This window comes from Halovivax ruber XH-70 (assembly GCF_000328525.1).
Taxonomy (GTDB): domain Archaea; phylum Halobacteriota; class Halobacteria; order Halobacteriales; family Natrialbaceae; genus Halovivax; species Halovivax ruber.
In genome coordinates this window covers 2,001,658-2,019,552 of the sequence record NC_019964.1, presented here as the reverse complement: position 1 = coordinate 2,019,552, position 17,895 = coordinate 2,001,658, and the positions used below count along the sequence as shown (strand labels likewise).

General features: G+C 62.5%; 17 protein-coding genes, 1 tRNA gene and 1 pseudogene. 12 read left to right on the top strand and 7 right to left on the bottom strand.

Annotation, left to right across the window (positions count from 1 at the left end; all coding sequences use genetic code 11):
• Positions 1-96 precede the first annotated feature (96 nt).
• Complete coding sequence (locus tag HALRU_RS09635) at positions 97-777, top strand: helix-turn-helix domain-containing protein (RefSeq protein WP_015301194.1); 681 nt, start codon at positions 97-99, stop codon at positions 775-777.
• 87 nt (positions 778-864) lie between these two features.
• Positions 865-1,164: a HalOD1 output domain-containing protein gene (locus HALRU_RS09630; protein WP_015301193.1), complete on the top strand. Its 300-nt coding sequence runs from the start codon at positions 865-867 to the stop codon at positions 1,162-1,164.
• Between the two features lie 451 nt (positions 1,165-1,615).
• Here the strand turns inward: HALRU_RS09630 and HALRU_RS09625 are convergent.
• Both HALRU_RS09625 and HALRU_RS09620 read right to left on the bottom strand, forming a co-directional pair.
• Positions 1,616-1,689 (bottom strand) — tRNA-Thr (locus HALRU_RS09625).
• Positions 1,690-1,793: 104 nt separating this feature from the next.
• Positions 1,794-2,846, bottom strand: a complete 1,053-nt coding sequence (locus HALRU_RS09620; protein ID WP_015301192.1) for a class I SAM-dependent methyltransferase — start codon at positions 2,844-2,846, stop codon at positions 1,794-1,796.
• Between the two features lie 124 nt (positions 2,847-2,970).
• Between HALRU_RS09620 and HALRU_RS09615 the strand changes: the two genes are divergently transcribed.
• The 6 genes from HALRU_RS09615 to HALRU_RS09590 all read left to right on the top strand — a co-directional run bounded on the left by HALRU_RS09615 (position 2,971) and on the right by HALRU_RS09590 (position 7,092).
• Positions 2,971-3,417, top strand: a complete 447-nt coding sequence (locus HALRU_RS09615) for a Rieske (2Fe-2S) protein (protein ID WP_015301191.1) — start codon at positions 2,971-2,973, stop codon at positions 3,415-3,417.
• A 33-nt stretch (positions 3,418-3,450) separates the two neighbouring features.
• Positions 3,451-3,816 (top strand): aldo/keto reductase, encoded by a 366-nt coding sequence (locus tag HALRU_RS09610; RefSeq protein ID WP_342661884.1) that lies wholly within the window; start codon positions 3,451-3,453, stop codon positions 3,814-3,816.
• A gap of 155 nt (positions 3,817-3,971) precedes the next feature.
• Positions 3,972-4,325 carry a four-helix bundle copper-binding protein gene (locus tag HALRU_RS09605; protein WP_015301190.1) on the top strand — a complete coding sequence of 118 codons (354 nt, stop codon included), beginning with the start codon at positions 3,972-3,974 and terminating at the stop codon, positions 4,323-4,325.
• 114 nt (positions 4,326-4,439) lie between these two features.
• Positions 4,440-4,835, top strand: a complete 396-nt coding sequence (locus HALRU_RS09600; RefSeq protein WP_015301189.1) for a RidA family protein — start codon at positions 4,440-4,442, stop codon at positions 4,833-4,835.
• 97 nt (positions 4,836-4,932) lie between these two features.
• On the top strand, positions 4,933-5,706 hold the full coding sequence (gene dph5 / locus HALRU_RS09595; protein ID WP_015301188.1) for a diphthine synthase: 774 nt from the start codon (positions 4,933-4,935) through the stop codon (positions 5,704-5,706).
• A 93-nt stretch (positions 5,707-5,799) separates the two neighbouring features.
• Entirely contained in the window at positions 5,800-7,092 is a 1,293-nt protein-coding gene (locus HALRU_RS09590) for an MFS transporter (RefSeq protein WP_015301187.1), read from the top strand.
• 122 nt (positions 7,093-7,214) lie between these two features.
• Here the strand turns inward: HALRU_RS09590 and HALRU_RS09585 are convergent, their stop codons facing one another.
• From HALRU_RS09585 to HALRU_RS09575, 3 genes are all read right to left on the bottom strand, one after another.
• Positions 7,215-7,424: a heavy-metal-associated domain-containing protein gene (locus HALRU_RS09585; protein ID WP_015301186.1), complete on the bottom strand. Its 210-nt coding sequence runs from the start codon at positions 7,422-7,424 to the stop codon at positions 7,215-7,217.
• Positions 7,425-7,544: 120 nt separating this feature from the next.
• On the bottom strand, positions 7,545-7,859 hold the full coding sequence (locus HALRU_RS09580) for an MTH1187 family thiamine-binding protein (RefSeq protein WP_015301185.1): 315 nt from the start codon (positions 7,857-7,859) through the stop codon (positions 7,545-7,547).
• A 108-nt stretch (positions 7,860-7,967) separates the two neighbouring features.
• Complete coding sequence (locus HALRU_RS09575) at positions 7,968-8,315, bottom strand: HalOD1 output domain-containing protein (protein ID WP_007704172.1); 348 nt, start codon at positions 8,313-8,315, stop codon at positions 7,968-7,970.
• A gap of 289 nt (positions 8,316-8,604) precedes the next feature.
• On the opposite strand from HALRU_RS09575, the gene HALRU_RS09570 reads away from it, so the two are divergent.
• From HALRU_RS09570 to HALRU_RS09560, 3 genes are all read left to right on the top strand, one after another.
• Complete coding sequence (locus tag HALRU_RS09570; protein WP_015301184.1) at positions 8,605-10,086, top strand: type I restriction-modification system subunit M; 1,482 nt, start codon at positions 8,605-8,607, stop codon at positions 10,084-10,086.
• Positions 10,079-11,479, top strand: coding sequence for a restriction endonuclease subunit S (locus HALRU_RS09565; protein WP_015301183.1), 1,401 nt, complete (start codon positions 10,079-10,081; stop codon positions 11,477-11,479). Before HALRU_RS09570 ends, HALRU_RS09565 begins: the two co-directional genes overlap by 8 nt.
• Before the next feature lie 377 nt (positions 11,480-11,856).
• Positions 11,857-12,111: a hypothetical protein gene (locus HALRU_RS09560; protein ID WP_015301182.1), complete on the top strand. Its 255-nt coding sequence runs from the start codon at positions 11,857-11,859 to the stop codon at positions 12,109-12,111.
• Positions 12,112-12,363: 252 nt separating this feature from the next.
• Here the strand turns inward: HALRU_RS09560 and HALRU_RS09555 are convergent, their stop codons facing one another.
• Together HALRU_RS09555 and HALRU_RS09550 are read right to left on the bottom strand one after the other, a co-directional pair.
• The gene (locus HALRU_RS09555; RefSeq protein ID WP_015301181.1) at positions 12,364-13,320 is read right to left on the bottom strand and encodes a hypothetical protein; all 957 of its coding nucleotides are present in this window, start codon (positions 13,318-13,320) and stop codon (positions 12,364-12,366) included.
• Between the two features lie 2 nt (positions 13,321-13,322).
• Entirely contained in the window at positions 13,323-14,345 is a 1,023-nt protein-coding gene (locus HALRU_RS09550; protein ID WP_015301180.1) for an eCIS core domain-containing protein, read from the bottom strand.
• Positions 14,346-14,727: 382 nt separating this feature from the next.
• On the opposite strand from HALRU_RS09550, the pseudogene HALRU_RS16260 reads away from it, so the two are divergent.
• Positions 14,728-17,651 (top strand): annotated as a pseudogene (locus tag HALRU_RS16260) (AAA family ATPase).
• Positions 17,652-17,895: the final 244 nt, after the last annotated feature.

Below are 17,895 nucleotides of genomic sequence, written 5' to 3'. Positions count from 1 at the left end.
CCTCCTCTCCCCATAGACGCTGTGACCTGCTCGTCCCGACCGATCCTTGCACCCACCAGTCAATTTTTATCGGATGGTGTGGTAGGCGTCGCACCGATGAGTCTCATCGCCGAGTTTACCTTGAACACGCCGATCGGCGCGGAGGCGCGTACGACCGTTCCGTCCGTCGACTTCAAGGTCGAAGACGAGTTCATCTCGATCGAGGGCACTCCGATCCTCACGGCGTGGGCGATGGGCGACGAATCCGACCTCGCGGACTTCCACGAGGCGATCGGCTCGGACCCGACGGTCTCGACAGCGTGCCTGCTGGCGAATATGGAGGATCGACGACTCTACCGCCTGGAACTGACGCCCAAGGGTGCGGCGGGAATGACCTACCCCGAGGCCGTCGACCAGGGGCTGACGTTCCTGGAGATTGTCGGCTCGGGAGAGTCAGTTCGGTATCGCGTTCGCGTTCCCGACAGGGAGTCGTTGACGGCCTATCGTCGGTTGTGCGCCGATCGAGATCTCGAATTCAGACTCCTCGGCCTGTATCAGGACGAGTCACGGAGCGTCGAACCGGCTGCCGTGACCGATCGCCAGCGGGAGGTGTTGCGTGCGGCGTTCGAAGCCGGCTACTTCGCCGTTCCACGGCAGACGACACTCGAGTCACTGGCTGCCAACTTCGACATCTCGGAGCAAGCCCTCTCGGCGATCATCAGACGCGGCGAGTCGAACCTGCTCGCCGAGACCGTCGCGAGCGATCTGTCGCCGATTGGTGCTGCCGAGGACGCGTAAGGTGAAATAGCCGAGGCCACTTAAAGTATTGATCGATCAACCACGCCACCTACCCTCCCAGTCCGACTAACTGGAAACAGATTCTCAATGTACGCAGACACAGACTCCGAATCGGCCGTCCGCGACGAGCGTTCGTTCACCTACCAGCGGTCCGGTGCCGAGACACCAACTGAGGGCGTCTTGGAGGCCGTCTCCACGGCACTCGACCGACCGATCCTTCCGGACGCTGGGGCCGATCCACTCCCACCGCTGTACGACGCGATCGATCCGGACGCGCTCGACGCGATCTTCTCGAAACCCAGCCGCGAGAGTCCGCTCCTCACGTTCGAGTACACCGGCTGTACGATTACGATCGACGGCGACGAGATCACCGTCGAACGAGTCTGATCTGCGATCGGTCCCCGGCGCGGCCACCTCACGGTTCTGCGTTGGCGGTCTCCCGTTCGACGCGATCGAATCTCCATCGGCTCCCCGACGCTGGACACCACCGACGTCGATTGTGCCTCGACAGGGCAGACTGAGACATGTTGCTCACGGCTCCGCCGTTCACTATTCGGGTTCGAAGCGAAGTGAGAACCACGCTACGTTCGTCGCAAAAAGAGCCGGTGGAGGGATTGTGAACAACGCCGAGACGATCACCTCACTTCGTTCGGTGCTGCGACTCGTCTCGTTCAAATCCCTCCAGTCATACTTTTCACTCCTCACGTCCGTTCGTCGCAGAAAGAGCCGGTGGAGGGATTGTGAACCACCTGAACTTCGGTCGCTTCGCTCCCTCGTTCCGTAGTTCAAATCCCTCCAGTCATACTTTTCACTCCTCACGTCCGTTCGTCGCAGAAAGAGCCGGTGGAGGGATTTGAACCCTCGACCTAATCCTTACGAAGGATTCGCTCTGCCAGTCTGAGCTACACCGGCGCGTGCGGTCCGCCCGCCGACGCGTCGTGCGTCTCGGGTGGGCCGCGTTCACTCAATGGTAGGGCCGATGCCAGCCATAAGGATTGCGAATCGTCGCGGTGCGGTCACCGGGTGAGGCGAACGTCGAGACAGACGTTGAGCTCGTGGGGCGCGTAGGATCTGACCTCGCGTCGGGTCTCGACGGTGACCTCGTAGTCGGGTTCGGCGGCGGCACGGATCGCGCGCTCGCCGGGTCCGAAGGGGTCGTCCTCGTGCTGGATGTCGTAGAAGTGGATCGTACAGTCGTCGTCCGCGACGGCGACGGCGCTGTCGACGAACTCGTCGGCGCTGTGGGGCAGGTTCATCACGATTCGGTCGGCCCAGTCGGCGTACTCGCCGGCGACGTCGCGCACGTCGTCGGTGACCGCGGTCACTCGCTCGGCCACGTCGTTGCGCGCGGCGTTCTCCCGGAGGTACTCGATCGCACGTGGGTTGACGTCGACGCCGACGCACTCGGCGCCGCGGGCGGCCATCGGGATAACGTACGGGCCCACGCCGGCGAACATGTCGAAGACGCGCTCGCCCGCCGCGACCTGTTCGGCCACGCGATGGCGTTCCGTCGCGAGACGGGGCGAGAAGTACACCTCGGCGAGGTCCAGTGCGAACGCGTGGCCGTACTCGCGATGGATCACCTCGGTACTCGGCCCATCGTCGCTGCTCGCGCGCTCGTCGTCGCTCACGCTGCCGTCGGTCGGCTCGCTGTCGTTGGCCCGCTCGCTCGCCAGCACCTCCCAGTCCCGCACGCGCGTTTCACCTTTTACTTTCGAGGCCTTGTTCAGCACGACGTCGACCGGCAGGTCGGAGGCGACGATGGCGTCGGCGATCTCGTGGGCCCGATCGACATCGTCCTCGTCGACGATGACCGCCCGTCCGAGTCGTTCGTAGGAGGGCTCGAATCCCAGCAGATCCGCTGGTGCCGTTTGCGTCTCGCGCTCGGGCGCCTCGCGGTCGATGACTGTAAAGTCGCCCGGTACCGCCGCCTCGTCCGTGACGGGGATGTACAGCCAGCCGTCTTCGTGGGTGATCTCGAACCCGTCGGCGACGAGGTCGTCGTCGGCGAGGCGCTGGCGCGTCGTCTCGCCGTTCTCACGTCGCACCTGGACGCACGGCACTTCCATGCCCGTTCCTCGCGGGCGGGCGTTCCTAACGATGTCGCTTCGCCAGGCTTCGGCAGGCGTTCTTTAGGCTCACCGCGTGTCTCGACCCGCCGGAGTTTTGTCGTGTCGATGGATAGGGGTCCTCATGACCGACGGCGCACACCTCACGACCGTAGACACCGTCCACGACGCGGGCTCGTGGCTGTTCACCGTCCGCGACGCCTACGGCGAACTCGACGAGGTCATCCTGGTGCCCTGTGACGACCGGGTCGAGGGTTGGATCAACCGCTGTACCCACGAAGCCCAGCGACTCGACGTGGGCCGCGGCGCGGCGATGCGCGACGGCGAGATCATCTGTCCGCGTCACGGCTCGACGTTCGATTCGTGTGCTGGCGACTGCGACAACGGCGACGCGGCGGGGACCCGACTCGTCCCGATCGAGACGACCGTCGAGGACGGTGACGTCTACCTGTCCGATTCTAGCGTGACGTTCGCGAACGAGGGCGGCATCGACGAGGCGACGACGTCACCCGCTGACGACGTGGACGACGAGGACGACCTGCCGTCGTCGACCTCGCACATCGGCTTTTGAGGGCTTCAGCGCGGTGCGGAACCTGTTCGGCGTGTGTTCTGCCGAACCGAGGTGGTACGGGACTTTGTCGTGATTTCGGCGGCGACGCGTTCCGGAGGGTCGACAGTTTTGGTACTCACGCACGCGTACCCACACACGACGTCCGGCGATGTGGACAACCAGTTCGCCGAGGCGCTGCAAGCGAGCGAACGATTCGGTCGCGAACGGTTCGTCTCGATGGCGCAACTCACGATTGCCTGGCACCTCCATCAAGACCCGGTCACGGCACCGATCGTCGGCGTCTCCAGCGCCGATCATTTGGCGGAGGCCGTGGAGGCGGTCGACATCTCGTTGTCGCCGCCCGATCTCGAGTGCATCGCGGAACCGTCAGAACCGGTTCCGATCGAAGGTCACGAATGAGTGGCGTCGTTGTGAATTTCCTGATTCGAGCCGGTCGGGCGAGTCACGACGGCGGCTTCAGCTGTGTGAAGAGGGATCTGACTGCGACACGTCGGCCCGGCCCGTTGCATACGCTACGGGTCCTATTAGGGTGCCCGCTGGTGGAGTGAGCGGCGATGGCGTTACAAGAGATCAAACACGTCGCCGACGACCAGCGAATGGAGCGGTGTATCGACAGTTGTTCGGAAGCCTCCCAGGCCTGTGAGTGGTGCGCCGACGAGTGTATCGGGATGGGTGAGGAGATGGCCAACTGCATCCGACTCTGTCGAGACGTGGCCGACCTGACGTCGATGAACGCACGGTTCATGTCGCGAAACTCCGGGTACAGCATCGACCTCTCGGAGCTCGTCATCGATGCCGCCGAGGAGTGTGCGGACGAGTGCGAGCAACACGACCACGAACACTGCCAAGTCTGTGCAGACAAACTGCGAACCTGCGCGGACGCCTGTCGCGACATGGTATCGGCGTAGGTCGGGTCGTTCGATCGCAGTCCGTATTTGTCCGACTCCAGTGAACGGAACGATCCGATCGCCGGGCGGGTCGATATCGATAGCTATTCTGTCGCCTCCGACCAGTTCACTCGCATGTCGCGGGAACGCCGTCAGGTTGCGAGCGGCACTGAGTGGGAAGACGCCGTGGGTTACTCGCGGGCCGTCCGCGTCGGGGACACCGTCCACGTCTCGGGAACCACCGCGACCGACGAGAACGGTGCGGTCGTTGGCGTCGGTGCGCCGCGCGAACAGGCGCGGTACGCGCTCGAACTGGGGATCGAGGCCCTCGAAGCGGCCGGTGCGTCGGCGGCCGACGTCGTTCGAACGCGCCTGTTCGTGACCGACATCGACGACTGGCCCGAGATCGGGGCTGCACACGCCGAGTTTTTCGACGACGTTCGCCCGGCGACGACGATGGTTCAGGTCGAGCGGCTGATCAACCCCGAGCACCTCGTGGAGGTCGAATTCGAGGCGATCTGCGAGAACTGAGACGGTCGGGTGGAGGGGTCGGGTGTCGGCGTCGAACCGCCGCGGGTCCGCGGCGATGGATCCGTTCGCCTAAGACGATCCGCGGCCACGATCGGGTATGCTCACATTCGTCGGCCTCGGCCTCTACGACGAGCGTTCGATTACCGTCGAGGGTCGCGAGGCGATCCACGACGCCGACCGGGTCTTCGCAGAGTGGTACACGAGCGAACTGATCGGGACGACCGTCGAGGCGCTCGCCGATCATCACGGCGTCGAGATCGAGGTGCGCGATCGTGCGGGCGTGGAGCAGGATCCAGACCCTATCCTCGACGCGGCCGCGTCCGGCGACGCCGTCTTTCTCACTGCCGGCGATACGATGATCTCGACGACGCACGTCGACCTCCGTCTGCGGGCCGAAGAACGCGGTATCGAGACGCGAATCGTCCACGGCGTGACCGCCCAGACCGCAGCGAGCGGACTCACTGGCCTGCAGAACTACCGGTTCGGTCCCTCGACGACGCTTCCGTTCCCCTGGGCCCACGGCGCGGACGGGCTCCCGGCGAGTGTGACGAACACGATCGACGAGAACCGCGATCGAGGCCTGCACACGCTGATTTTCCTCGACATCAAGGCCGCTGAGGATGAGTACATGCGCGCAGATACCGCGGCAACCCTCCTCGCCGAGGCGTACCCGGACCTCGTGGGCATCGTCGTCGCCCGGGCTGGCTCACCCGATCCGCTGGTGGATGGTGGGCCGCTCTCCGAGCTCGCCGAGCGTGACTTCGGCGACCCGCTCCATCTGCTGGTCGTTCCCGGCGAGTGCCACCTCCTGGAGGCTGACGCACTCGAGACGCTGGCAGGCGTCGACCGGAACGCGCTGGACGTCGCTTGATCGAGTCCGTGGGAACTATCCTCCTTGACGGTAGCTCCAGCCCCTTTCCAAGCCGATAAGTAGCCACATCGATCCCCTCTAGGCGAGATCACAATGGGCCTCTCCGGAAACGATCGGGCGATCGCCGGCTTCGCGATGACAGGCCACGGGCTCGTCCACTGGTTCGAGACCTCGATCCCGATCTTTCTGGTCGTCTGGCTCGCCGAGTTCGAGGTGTCGACCCTGCTCGCCGGCCTCGTCGTCGCGCTGGGATACGCGCCGTTCGGCCTCGGCGCGCTTCCGGCCGGGATCCTCGCCGATCGATTCGGCGCCAAAACCCTCGTCGTCGCGTGTCTGGCCGGAATGAGCGCATCGTTCGTTATCCTTGGCCTTAGCGGCTCGCTCGCCGGGGTGGCGATCGGCCTCGTGTGCTGGGGCGCCGCGGCGAGCATCTATCACCCGGCCGGACTCTCGCTGATCAGCACGGGTGTCGAGCAACGGGGCCGCGTCTTCGCCTGGCACGGCATGGCCGGCAACGCGGGGATCGCCCTCGGCCCGTTCGTCGCCGCGACGCTCATGTTTCTGGGCCTGACCTGGCAGGCCGCGGCGCTGATCCTCGCGATACCCGGTGCGCTCGCAGCACTGTACGGCCTCCGCGCGGACTTCGATCCGACCGCCGCGGTCGACCCGGACGTCGACGCCGGAGCCGACGAGGCACTTTCGCTCTCGGACCTCGTCGGCAACAGCCGGGTCCTCTTCGCGAGTGCTTTCGCGCTCGTCTTCGTCATCGTCACCTTCGAGGGGCTGTTCTACCGCGGGATGTTGACGTTCCTGCCCGAGATCTTGCACGGCTCGTCCGTGCTGGCCGGCGTCGCTCCGGGGCCGTCGCTCGAGGGCTTCGAACCGGGTCACTACATCTACGTCGGCCTGCTCGTCGTCGGCATCGTCGGGCAGTACGTCGGCGGTCGGCTGACCGATCGGATCCGGCCGGCGACGGGCCTGCTGGCGTTCTTCGCCGTCCTGGCGGTTCTCGCCCTCTCGTTCGTGCCGATCCTCTCGATCGAAGCCGGCGGGACGGCCGGACTGGTTGCCGTCGTCGGGCTCAGCGCGCTCTTCGGCTTCTTCCTCTTTGCAATCCAGCCGTTCTACCAGGAGGCCGTCGCGGTCTACACGCCACCCGAATCGCGTGGCCTCTCCTACGGATATACCTACCTCGGTGAGTTCGGATTCGGTGCGGCCTCGATCGCCATCGGGGGCTACGTCCTCGACATTTCGACGCCGGCGTTCCTCGTGACGATGGCCACCTTCGCGGTGATTGGGGTCGCCCTCTCGGTCGGTCTCTCCGTGGGCGTGGATCGGTTCCTGGGAACCGGCCCGGAGCAGGCAGCGACCACTGCGGACGAGTAGTGACTGTCTCGGACTGGTTTCGCACGAGCAACTTCGCCGAACGGTTCCTGCAATCGCCATCAGTCGGACTCGTTACTGCCGCTACCAAGCGTCGATCTCTCGATGAGAACGCCGTCGCCTCGTCAGTTCGCGACGTCGTATCCGGCGTCTTCGATCGTCGCGCTGATCGTTGCTTCGTCCACGGCGGGAGACTCGTGTTCGACGGAGACGTCACCTGTTTCGTGATCGGCGCTCGCGTCCGAGACGCCGTCGAGCTCCGTGAGAGCCGATACGACGTTCTGTTCACACCCGCCACAGGACATGCCGTCGACTGAGAGCGTCGTTTGAACCATACACACCGTTTGCTCGATACTCGGATAGCTGTACCGCTTCCGGTATGCTGTGTCGGCCCCTCTGGCGTCGATCGAGTAATTGGCCGTCGGCGACCGGCACGTGTGCACCCGTCTAATCGCTCACTCGCTACGGCGCTTGGCATCGCGGCCGAGGTGTTCTTCGACGGCCGCGACCTTCTCGCTCGCCGGCTCGTCGCTCGTCCGTTTGTCGTCGACCTTGAGGAACGTACTCACTCGATCCGCATCGATCGATTCGTGTGCTGCTTCGACAGCGTCGAGCAACTCGCCCATCGACTCGGCCTCGATCGTCGTCCCCATCGGTCCCGTCTCGTAGGTCAGTCCCGTCTCGTCGAGCGCTTCGATCGCACCCGCGACGTCCGCGGCCATGCTCTCGTCGGTCGCCGGTGCGGTGCTGAGGAATCCGATGACTGTCATACCGGCGGCTACTGCTCGACCGGACCTAAAACCGTGGGTCGGCATCGTGCGAGCAGCCCAGAGACTCCTGGTGAAACGGAGAACAGGCGTGAGCTGAACTGGTCCGAATTAGTTGGTCGGCCGCTCGACCTGCGGCGGTGGGTAAATGTAGATCTCGCCGTTTGCGTAGACGTAGACCTCACACTCGAGGGCGGTGAACGCGACGTGGCCGCCCGTTCGCTCCTCGCCGTCGGCTTTCGGACTGAAGATGCGCTCTAACGCGTCGGGATCGACGCTATCGTAGAGCGAGAACTCGCCTTGCGAGACGTCGACGTCGACGACCGCAGTCAGGCCGTGGACGATCGTCGAGAGCAGTGTCGCGCTGCCGTCCGGATCGTAGTCGACCTCGAAGCGGTCGTTCGACTCGTCGTACGAAAGCTCGCTCGTCTCGGAATTACGGGTGATTTCGGTTTGCATTGGCGCTACAGGATCTGCGATCGCTCACCACTCCGTACCTCATCCTCGTACAAAAGGTAATCGGCTTTGGCAGGCATTGACTCCCGTGACAGTCACGGGAGTCGACCGGCACGGTTGATCGGGTGGTCACTGCCCACGTCCCCGATCGGCGTTGTCGCACCTGTCATTGGGAGCAACGTGGTGACCACTCCGACACTGGCGGCGAATCGCTGCGTCGTCGCTCCGTTCCCGAGCCCGGCTGCGGGTGAAATCCACGGGAGATAAGACGGATGGATGGAATGGGTGTCCTATGTCTCTCAGTCTTCCGGAGCTGGACTCCCACCTCTTCAAGTGTGCGGATATCATCCGTGACGCCGTCGATTCGACGGATTACAAGGACTACATCCTCCCGCTGGTCTACTACAAGACGATCTCGGACAACTTCGAGATCCAGTACGAGGCCTACACCGAGGAGTACGGCGAGGATCACGCCCAGCGGCCGAACCTCTACGACGTGCCGTACGTTCCCGAGGGGTACCTGTGGGCTGACTTGCGGACGGTCACCGAGAACGTGGACGAGGCGATCAACGACGCCTTCGACGCGCTTCGCGAGGCGAACGACGGCGAGGTCGAGGGCGTGTTCCGGGCCGACTACGTCGCCGAGGACGCGCTGACCGACGATCGACTCACGCGACTGATCGAGCACCTCTCGACGTACGATCTGGACACCGAGAGCATCCCCGCCGATATGCTCGGCGAAGCGTACATGGATCTGGTGCGTCACTTCGCCGAGGAGGAGGGCAAGTCGGGCGGCCAGTTCTTCACGCCGCCGCACATTGTGGAGCTGATGGTCCGCTTGCTCGCCCCGTTCGAGGACGGCGACACCTTCCACGACCCGACGGTGGGCTCCGGTGGGATGCTCGTCGAGGCCGCCACCCACTATCGCGACGAGCAAGGTGAGGATCCGTCGAAGCTCACCTTCACGGGCCAGGAGATCAATCCCGATATCGCCGCCATCGCGAAGATGAACCTCTCGATCCACGGGCTCACCGGGCGGATCGAGCGCGAGGATTCCCTCCTGCGGCCGCAGTTCACCGAGGACGGCTCGCTGACCCAGTTCGATTTCGTCCTCGCGAATTTCCCGTTCTCGGCGGACTGGCAGAAGGACGACCTCCAGGACGACACCTTCGGCCGCTTTGACTGGCACGAGAAGCTACCCCGCGCCGACCGCGGCGATTACGCCTTCATCATGCACATGGCCGAGCAGTTGAACGCGACCGGCCAGGCGGCGATCGTCGTCCCCCACGGTGTGCTCTTTCGCAAGCACGAGGCGCGGTATCGCAAGCCGATGATCGACGACGACATCGTCGAGGCCGTGATCGGCTTGCCCGAGAACCTCTTCCAGAACAACTCGATCCCGAGCGCAATCCTGGTCCTCAACCGGGACAAACCCGACGACCGCGCCGACGAGGTCCAGTTCATCCACGCCGCCGACGAGGACTTCTACGAGGAACTGAGCAACCAGAACGAACTGACCGAGGCGGGACTCGACCACATAGAGGAGAACTTCGAGGACTGGACGACCGAGGAGCGCGTGAGCCGGACGGTCTCACTGGACGAGATCCGCGAGAACGACTACAACCTGAACATCGCGCTGTACGTCGATACCACGGAACCCGAGGAGGACATCGACGTCGCCGAGGAACTAGCGAAGCTGCGAGAGCTCCAGGCCGAGCGCGACGAGATCGAGACGCGCATGACCGAGCACATGGAGGCGCTGGACTATGAGTGAGCAGGCCAACGTCAACGAACATGTAGACGAGGAGAACGAACATGGTCAGCCAATAGACGAGGATTCCGATGAGCTGGATCAGGAAGATTTTGGACCGTTCACTCTGTCCACCCCTGGCGATTGGACAGCGAAGCGGTTGGGGGACATTAAACGACTCATCACGAGGGGGAAGCAACCAACATACGCTGATGAGGGAGTTCCAGTCATCAATCAGGAGTGCATTTACTGGGACGGCTGGCATTTCGAGAACCTTCGTTATCTGGATCAAGACGTTGCAGAAGACTGGAAGGACAAATACTTTCCACAAAAAGGTGACGTAATTCTTAATTCAACTGGGCAGGGGACACTCGGCCGCGCGCAGGTGTATCCTGATGGTGAACGGCGAGCCATTGATTCCCACGTCACTCTTCTCAGAACAGATGACAAACTGAGTCCTCACTTTCACAGGTACTTTCTGGAGAGTCACCTCGGACAGGCGCTTCTCTATTCAATGTGTGTAAACGGGTCCACTGGACAAATCGAACTCTCCAAAACTCGACTCGATCTTCTTCCAGTGCCGCTTCCACCACTAGAAGAACAGCGCAAAATCGCCAGCGTGCTCTACACCGTTGATCGGGCGATCCAGAAGACGGATGAAATCATTGAGCAACTGAACTGCGTTAAAACCGGTGTAGTCCAAACCGTGTTCCGGCGTGGAACCAAATCTCATGATACCTTCCAAACGACGGGCTCAGGCGAATACCCAGATCAATGGAATCTCGTTAAGTTCGAGAATCTAATTGAAGACACGCGCTATGGGACGGATAATAAGTCGAATACCGATAAAGATGGGTATCCAACGTTCAGGATACCTAATATCGTCGAAAAACGGATTACGACGGACGATCTCAAACACACGCCACTGACTCACGACGAGTTGGAGCGTCTTCGATTGAAAGAGGGTGATATACTCGTTATTAGGACCAATGGAAATCCAAACTACGTTGGTCGGTGTGCAACCTTCTCCAATAAGGAGGAACCGTTCGTTTTCGCGTCATATCTAATCCGACTTCGAGTTGACGAGTCACGAGTTCGACCGGCGTTTATCCGTGAGTTCCTGAACTCACAGCGTGGCCGGAGCGAAATGTCTGGGTGGGTACGCAGTTCAGCTGGAAACTATAACCTGAGTGTAGGCGCAATTGAGAGGTTCAACGTTCCCGTTCCGCCCCTTGACGAACAGGATAAAATTGTAGAGAGAATAAATGATGTAGAGCGGTCAATTCGCGTGAACGAAAGAGACCGCGACCGCCTCCAACGTCTCAAACAGGGCCTCATGCAAGACCTTCTCTCAGGCGAAGTCCGTACTCACGACACGGACATCGAGATCGTGGACGAAGTCCTTCAACACGGCTAACGATCGACATTCCGTTACTGCGATTACTTGGAAACGGCGCGCTAAACAAGAGACGAACTGTATTCTCCCTCACTTGACCAATTGATTCCGCCCTCTCACCAGTAACTATATTACCTTTCACGTCAATGAACCAGACGGAAGCCCCGTCCGTTGGGTACGAAAGTGCCCCGGGTGCTAGGAACACCCGAGACGTGGCTTCCAAATCCCACCCAAGGGATTGTGGTCGCCATGTTCCGCAAGACACCATCGAGACAAAAAGGTCTCGCACGCCCGTTGCCTAGAGAGTCGTATCGCTATCCGTCGCTGACCTTCGTTTTCGGGGATGGGGGGCCGAGTCCCTCCGATCGGTTCGGACTGCCGGACCGGGAGGTACTCGGATGAAATCCGTCGAGCGAACGAGCGACGGCGCCGGCGATGAGACTCCCGCCCGGGAGTGCTATCGGTGTGATCGGGACGTGGCACCACGGCGGCTCTTTCGGATCACCACCGAGCCGCCGGCGTCGCTCTCGCAGGACTACCAGACCGCGGAGCGATTCTGCTGTCCGGACTGTGCAGCTGGCATGAACCTCTCCGAGTTCTCGGAGCAACTGAAAGCCCGCGCTGGTCGGAGTGGGAACTCGGCGACGAAGTGACCGCGGCCCGCGGCGTGCGCCGTCGCGCCACGCCCTGGGTCGTGTCCGCCGCCGTTTGGTGCCCCGCTCTTAGCGTCGGTGTCTAACTCGTGGCTGTCCGTGGTGTGCTGGAGTGGCACCAGGCGCTGGCGTGACTCGTCGTCCGGAATCTCGTGTTTCAGGTCCAGCCCGCTTTCCAGATCGACAAGCGACTGAGAAATCGTCGTGATCGTCGCACCACTCCAGTGACGAAGAGCCGAACCTATCGCCCAGTTATCCGAGTACGACGGAGTGATCTCCGTCGCGCAGGTGCAGTTGCGGATACAGGTCGTAGTGGTCGTACCGGCGGGCGTAGATGAACTTTCCAAAGCCGATCACGCGGAAAGCCTCCGGTGGGAGCAGGCCCATCCCCACGAAGCAATCGCGCACCTGACACCGGAGGTGGTGGTCCAGGTACGCGCGGAACTCGTCGAGTGGTCCGGGTTCGGCGGGCATCAGTTCGAGCGTGGCGTCGGGCTGGCGGTCGAGCGGCCGGTCAAATCGCTGTACCTCGTGCTGGCCCTGTGCGTTCGGGTAGCCGACGTGGATGCCCGAGACCGCAGCGACGTCGAACTCGAGGTCGTCGGGACCAGCGAGGTCGACGAGGTGATCACCGAAGGCCTCCCACTCTGCAAGGTCCGAATCGGAGATATCGGCGGGACTGGTGGCCCCTGTGCCGTCGTCGTAGTCGAGGCCGTGGGCCTCCGCCAGCGCACGGGCCTGCTTTTCGAGGCCGCTTTCCGGTATGTCGACGCCGAGCCAGCCGTCGAGTTCGTAGACCACCGCGTCGGGTGCCCGGACGCCCGCGGGAAGGTCGACGGGTCGGTCGACGTCCGCGTGGTGACTGCGCAGTTGCTGACGGAGTGCGCCGAAGTAGCGCTCGAACTCGGCGTCGGAAAGGTCCTTGATGGCCAGTCGGACTGCGTTCACGTACGCTGGGTTCTCGGCGTGCTCGACGGTATCGTACCCGCGCTCGCGAAAGACGTGGTACTTCGCGAAGCGACGGGCCTGGTTGTTGTGTTCGTTCTCGTCCTCGGTTCGGTCGTCAGGGTCGTCGGCATATGCCTCACATTGGTGGTAGACTATCTCTCCATTACTCTTTTTAATTGTCAAATCGTGTTCACTATCCAAATTGTCGAATATGCTAACACCAATATGGGCTTCGCCCTCTGCTGTTATTTCAGCGTTCATACTCACTTTTGATTAGATAGGGGATCGTAGCCCCCGTGGGTGTTCTTCTCATCCTTCAGTTCCTCGTACATCCGCGAGATCTCCTCGTACATGTGTTCGAGGTTCGCGGCCTTCTCGTCGGCCAGATTGTCCGACGCCCAGCCGATGCCCTGTTTCACGAGATCACCGACGACGCCGGATGCGGCTGTTCCGACGGCCGCGCCAGCTGCGGTCCCGAGACCGGGGAAGATCGAGCCAACCGCTGCGCCGACTGCGGCGCCCGTTCCCATGCTCGCCAGTGAGCCAACGAGTCCCTTCGTCGCCGTCTCTCCCCACTCGCCCTCGGACGGTGTACCCGGTTGCGCTTGGCTCAGGACTTCAAGCACCTGCTGCTGATTCGCTTTGAGCTGTTCGACTTCCTTCGCCAGGACTTCCGGGTCGACCGGCACGTCCGAACCAAACCGTTCGTCGGCCTCCTGCCGAGCCCGGTCGAGCTGCTCCCCTTCGGGCATTCGCTGGATGTGTACGTCAGTTCCCAGTCGGTTCACGATCAGCGGCTCCTCACCCGCCAACGCCTCTTCGGCAGCCTGATCTGCCTCCCGCTCCAGTTGCGGGTCCGGATCGAGATCCAGGTCCGCATCCGTTTGCGGCATCATCGAGATCGCCGCCCCGGTTTGCTGCTTGACGTGCGCGAGTTCGTGTGCCAGTAAATACTGGCCTTCCGACGTCTCAGGTTCGTACTCGCCGGAGTTGAACACGATCGAGTTCCCACAGGTAAACGCCCGTGCGTCGAGGGCATCCGCGGCCTTCGCTGCCGACGGTCCCGTGTGGATTCGCACGTCCGAGAAATCGGCGTCCATTCGTGACGCCAGCGACCGCTGCAGGTCGAAATCGAGCGGCATCCCGCCGCGTTCCAGCACGTCCCTCACCGACTCCGGGACGTCCCCACGGTCGGTCCCCGTGTCTTTGAGGGCACGCTGGATGTTCCCCTCGCGGACACGTCGCGCACGTTCGGCGGGCGACACGGGCACGGCGACATCAGGCATCGGGCTCGGTACACCCGACCCCTCCCGAGTACTCCCCCGTTGCGGCCGCATGCTCGATCGGGACCGAGCGTCCGTCGACTCACGCTCGCGGTTCTTCCTGGCGCGTTTCGACTGCCTTGTTCGATCCCGTCGCTTGCGCTTACGCATCCCTCACCACTCCCCGACCGCGAGGAGGGTATTCATCAGGCCAAACTTCAGTTGCATACGTTGTGGATTGAATTGTATTGCTATAATTGTTTTCATGAAATAACCGCGGACGGGAGTGCTCGACCGCTGTAGATTGGAATTTGTGCGGGTACTTGTTCACACTGTTTTGACGGGTGGTGACTGTATGTGAAACGAAATATTATGTGGGAGAGGAGCAGAATCAATAATCATCGAAATGTACGAACGGTTCGGGGACCACCTGCAGTCCGAGTTCGATCGGGTACGCTTCGCACTGACGACGCTCGCCGAAACGCCGCACATCCTCGAACGAGTGCCCGAGTTGGAGGACACGAATGCAGACGGAACCACCGATTCCGAACCCAAGAGTCGATTGCTCACCGCCGGGTCGCGTCTCGGCGCACTAAACGGACTCCAAACGGGCGCCGCTCCCGAAAAGGTGACCGAGTTACAGCGTCACCTCCGGACGAAGACCGAGACGATCGACGAAGCACTCACAAACTCCAAAGCGGGGGCAGACCGCCGCCTCGCCCACCTGACGAAAGCGTTCGACCTCTCACGAGTGGAACTGGACACGCTCCTGCTCGCGCTCGCGCCGATACTCGACCGTGAGGTTTACACGATCTACGGCGCCATTCAGGGAAACAATCAGCAGACAGCGCCGACGATCCAATTACTCGAAACCGTTCTCATCGGAATGGGACACGCCGAGACTCCTGGCGACGTCACCATCAACGATAGTTACTCACCGCATTCACCGCTGTTCGAGTATCGACTGCTTCTCCGGCACGAAGGATCTCCGGGCACACCCTCGTCCTACGACACCGTCACCGTCGACGAGCGCATCGTCGACTATCTCAAAGGCGACGACAGCCTCGACCGCGCGCTCGCCGATCTCGTTTCCATCGAGCAGGCCGATGGCAGTCTCTCCGACCTGGTCTTCGACGACGAGACGACCGAGACGCTGGAAACCGTTCGCGACCGCTCGGCTGTGGCCGAGGCGCCCACCATCTACCACTTCGCCGGCGAGGACGGCACCGGCAAAGACCGCCTCCCAGCCGCCCTCACCGACAGTGGCACAGCCATCCTGCGGGTGGACGCCACTGAGATCGTCGAGAACGACGACCTATGTACTCGGCTGATCCGCGAGGCCGCCCTGCAGGACGCGGCGATCCACCTCACGGGGCTCGAACGCGTCACCGAACGGACGGAGACACCCGCGATTGGCCTAGACGAAGACGGCGGCATCTCGATGCCCGATCTCGACGCGCCCACCGTCGACTCAGTCGTCGAGCGCTTCGACGACGCGCCCGGCGACGTCTTCCTCTCCCACATCGATTCGTGGAAACCCGATGTCGACCTCGCCCACCACCGTATCGAGACCGCCCACTGCCCGCCCCCCGAGTACAGTACTCGATTGGCCATCTGGGAGGAGTACGCCGACGAGATTTCCGAATCCTACCTGATCGACAACGTCGCGACCAACTTCCGACTTCCCCAGCGTGACATCCGTCGAGCAGTGCAGACGGCCCGGTATCTCTGCCGATCGGAGCAGGGTGTCGTCGAGGCACCCGGCGACGCGCCGGAAGCGTACGCCGCAGACGCCTTCGCCCCCGTCGACGCCGCTCTCGAACGGGACCACCTCTACGAGGCGTGCAAGCGCTACTCCGCCTCCAATCTCGAAGCGCTGGCCGAGCGGATGGAACCCGGCTATGAGCTGGACGACCTCTACCTGAACGACAGGCCCAAGACCCACCTCCGGGAACTCTGTGGGCACCTCCAGTACCGCGGCGCTGTCACCAGCGAGTGGGCTTCGGCGAGCCCGGCAGCCGCGGCGACGGCGTCGTCGCGCTCTTTTACGGCCAGCCCGGCACCGGGAAGACCATGGCCGCGGAAATCCTCGCGAACGAAACCGGCCTCGATCTCTACCGCGTGGATCTCGCCCAGATCGTCGACAAGTACATCGGCGAGACCGAAAGTCAACTCGCCGCGTTGCTCGACGAAGCCGAGCGCTCCAACGCCATCCTTCTGTTCGACGAGGCCGACTCGCTGTTCGGCGAGCGAACGGACGTCGGCGACGCCACCGACCGCCACGCCAACAACGTCACCAACTTCCTCCTCCAGCGCCTGGAATCGTTCGACGGCATCGCCCTCCTGACGACGAACAAACGCTCGGGCATCGACCCCGCGTTCAAACGGCGTATCGCCCACGCCATCCGCTTCGACGTGCCGCAGGAGGATCTGCGTCGGCGCCTCTGGCGCGAGAGTTTCCCCGACGAAGCGAGCGTCGACGTCGACTCCCTCGACATCGACTTCCTGGGGATGAAAACGCTGACCCCCGCGGTCATCCGCAAGGTCGCCAAGTACGCCGCCTACATCGCCGCCACCGAGGCTCACGACGGCCAGCCACTCGACGGCGAGGCGACCTCGCTGGACGACGTCACTATCACCTTCGATCACGTCATCATCGGGTTGCAGTACGCCAGCGAGGCCGGCGGCGTCGCCCTGCAGGACGACGAGTTCTATCAGTACGAGGATCGGTTGCGAACCTACGAGACGAAGCACGTCATCCGCGACTTCGACACCAGATTCCGGATGCGCTATCTCGATGGCGAGGGGCTCGAGGACGTGGCGAACGGAGACGACGGCGACGAATCTGGTGCGGTCGGCGGTGAGGCGGAAGATGGCGGCGGAAAACCGACCGAAGATACCCGCGCGGAATCACCAAACAAGGAATCGAACGCGACCGACGATGATGCATCCGAGTCTGACACGAAGTCGGTCGATGCGGAAAATGGCCCCACCAGAATAGCCGACGACTCACTCACTCCCGAAGCCGTCGTCCGGCACTTCTACGACCGCATCCGAGCGCAGGACCGCGAGGGCCTGAGCGCCCTGTATCATCCCGACGCCGACGTCGAGGTCCTCTCGAAACGGGACGTCATGGCGATGGATCTATCCAACGTCGAACTCGCGAGCTCGATCGAGCGAATCGTCGACGAAGACGAGTGCGTCGTTCTCGAGTTCGTCGAAGCCTCGAACACCCACGATCTGACGATCGAGATCGAGTGTCAGCCCGACGACGCTGGCCGGTGGCGCCTCTACACGATCAGGCAGGACGCGCCGGCCGAGACCGACTGAGCTGAGAAAACTTCTCCGCTGATTATCTCGAATCCGGTAACAAATTGGTCGTTCAGCCAAAATCTAGACGAAACGGAATCCTCGCTAGAACTGGTACTCCACGTTTGGCTTAGCTGAGCGGAAATTCCGCTAACCCAAATTGTGGGGTCGAATTTTTGGCTTAGCGCCAGCAGCGTGCGTAATATTTATTAGACAGGTTGGTTCGTCGGTCCGTCTAACCCAAATTGCCCCGAGCCGCCCCCAT

Coding starts and splice junctions, on each gene's coding strand:
- HALRU_RS09630 (WP_015301193.1), top strand. CDS start 865: ATGTACGCAGACACAGACTCCGAATCGGCCGTCCGCGACGAGCGTTCG.
- HALRU_RS09565 (WP_015301183.1), top strand. CDS start 10,079: ATGAGTGAGCAGGCCAACGTCAACGAACATGTAGACGAGGAGAACGAA.
- HALRU_RS09585 (WP_015301186.1), bottom strand. CDS start 7,424: ATGGTTCAAACGACGCTCTCAGTCGACGGCATGTCCTGTGGCGGGTGT.
- HALRU_RS09550 (WP_015301180.1), bottom strand. CDS start 14,345: ATGCCTGATGTCGCCGTGCCCGTGTCGCCCGCCGAACGTGCGCGACGT.
- HALRU_RS09635 (WP_015301194.1), top strand. CDS start 97: ATGAGTCTCATCGCCGAGTTTACCTTGAACACGCCGATCGGCGCGGAG.
- HALRU_RS09580 (WP_015301185.1), bottom strand. CDS start 7,859: ATGACAGTCATCGGATTCCTCAGCACCGCACCGGCGACCGACGAGAGC.
- HALRU_RS09560 (WP_015301182.1), top strand. CDS start 11,857: ATGAAATCCGTCGAGCGAACGAGCGACGGCGCCGGCGATGAGACTCCC.
- HALRU_RS09555 (WP_015301181.1), bottom strand. CDS start 13,320: ATGAACGCTGAAATAACAGCAGAGGGCGAAGCCCATATTGGTGTTAGC.
- HALRU_RS09615 (WP_015301191.1), top strand. CDS start 2,971: ATGACCGACGGCGCACACCTCACGACCGTAGACACCGTCCACGACGCG.
- HALRU_RS09570 (WP_015301184.1), top strand. CDS start 8,605: ATGTCTCTCAGTCTTCCGGAGCTGGACTCCCACCTCTTCAAGTGTGCG.
- HALRU_RS09620 (WP_015301192.1), bottom strand. CDS start 2,846: ATGGAAGTGCCGTGCGTCCAGGTGCGACGTGAGAACGGCGAGACGACG.
- HALRU_RS09605 (WP_015301190.1), top strand. CDS start 3,972: ATGGCGTTACAAGAGATCAAACACGTCGCCGACGACCAGCGAATGGAG.
- HALRU_RS09575 (WP_007704172.1), bottom strand. CDS start 8,315: ATGCAAACCGAAATCACCCGTAATTCCGAGACGAGCGAGCTTTCGTAC.
- dph5 (WP_015301188.1), top strand. CDS start 4,933: ATGCTCACATTCGTCGGCCTCGGCCTCTACGACGAGCGTTCGATTACC.
- HALRU_RS09590 (WP_015301187.1), top strand. CDS start 5,800: ATGGGCCTCTCCGGAAACGATCGGGCGATCGCCGGCTTCGCGATGACA.
- HALRU_RS09600 (WP_015301189.1), top strand. CDS start 4,440: ATGTCGCGGGAACGCCGTCAGGTTGCGAGCGGCACTGAGTGGGAAGAC.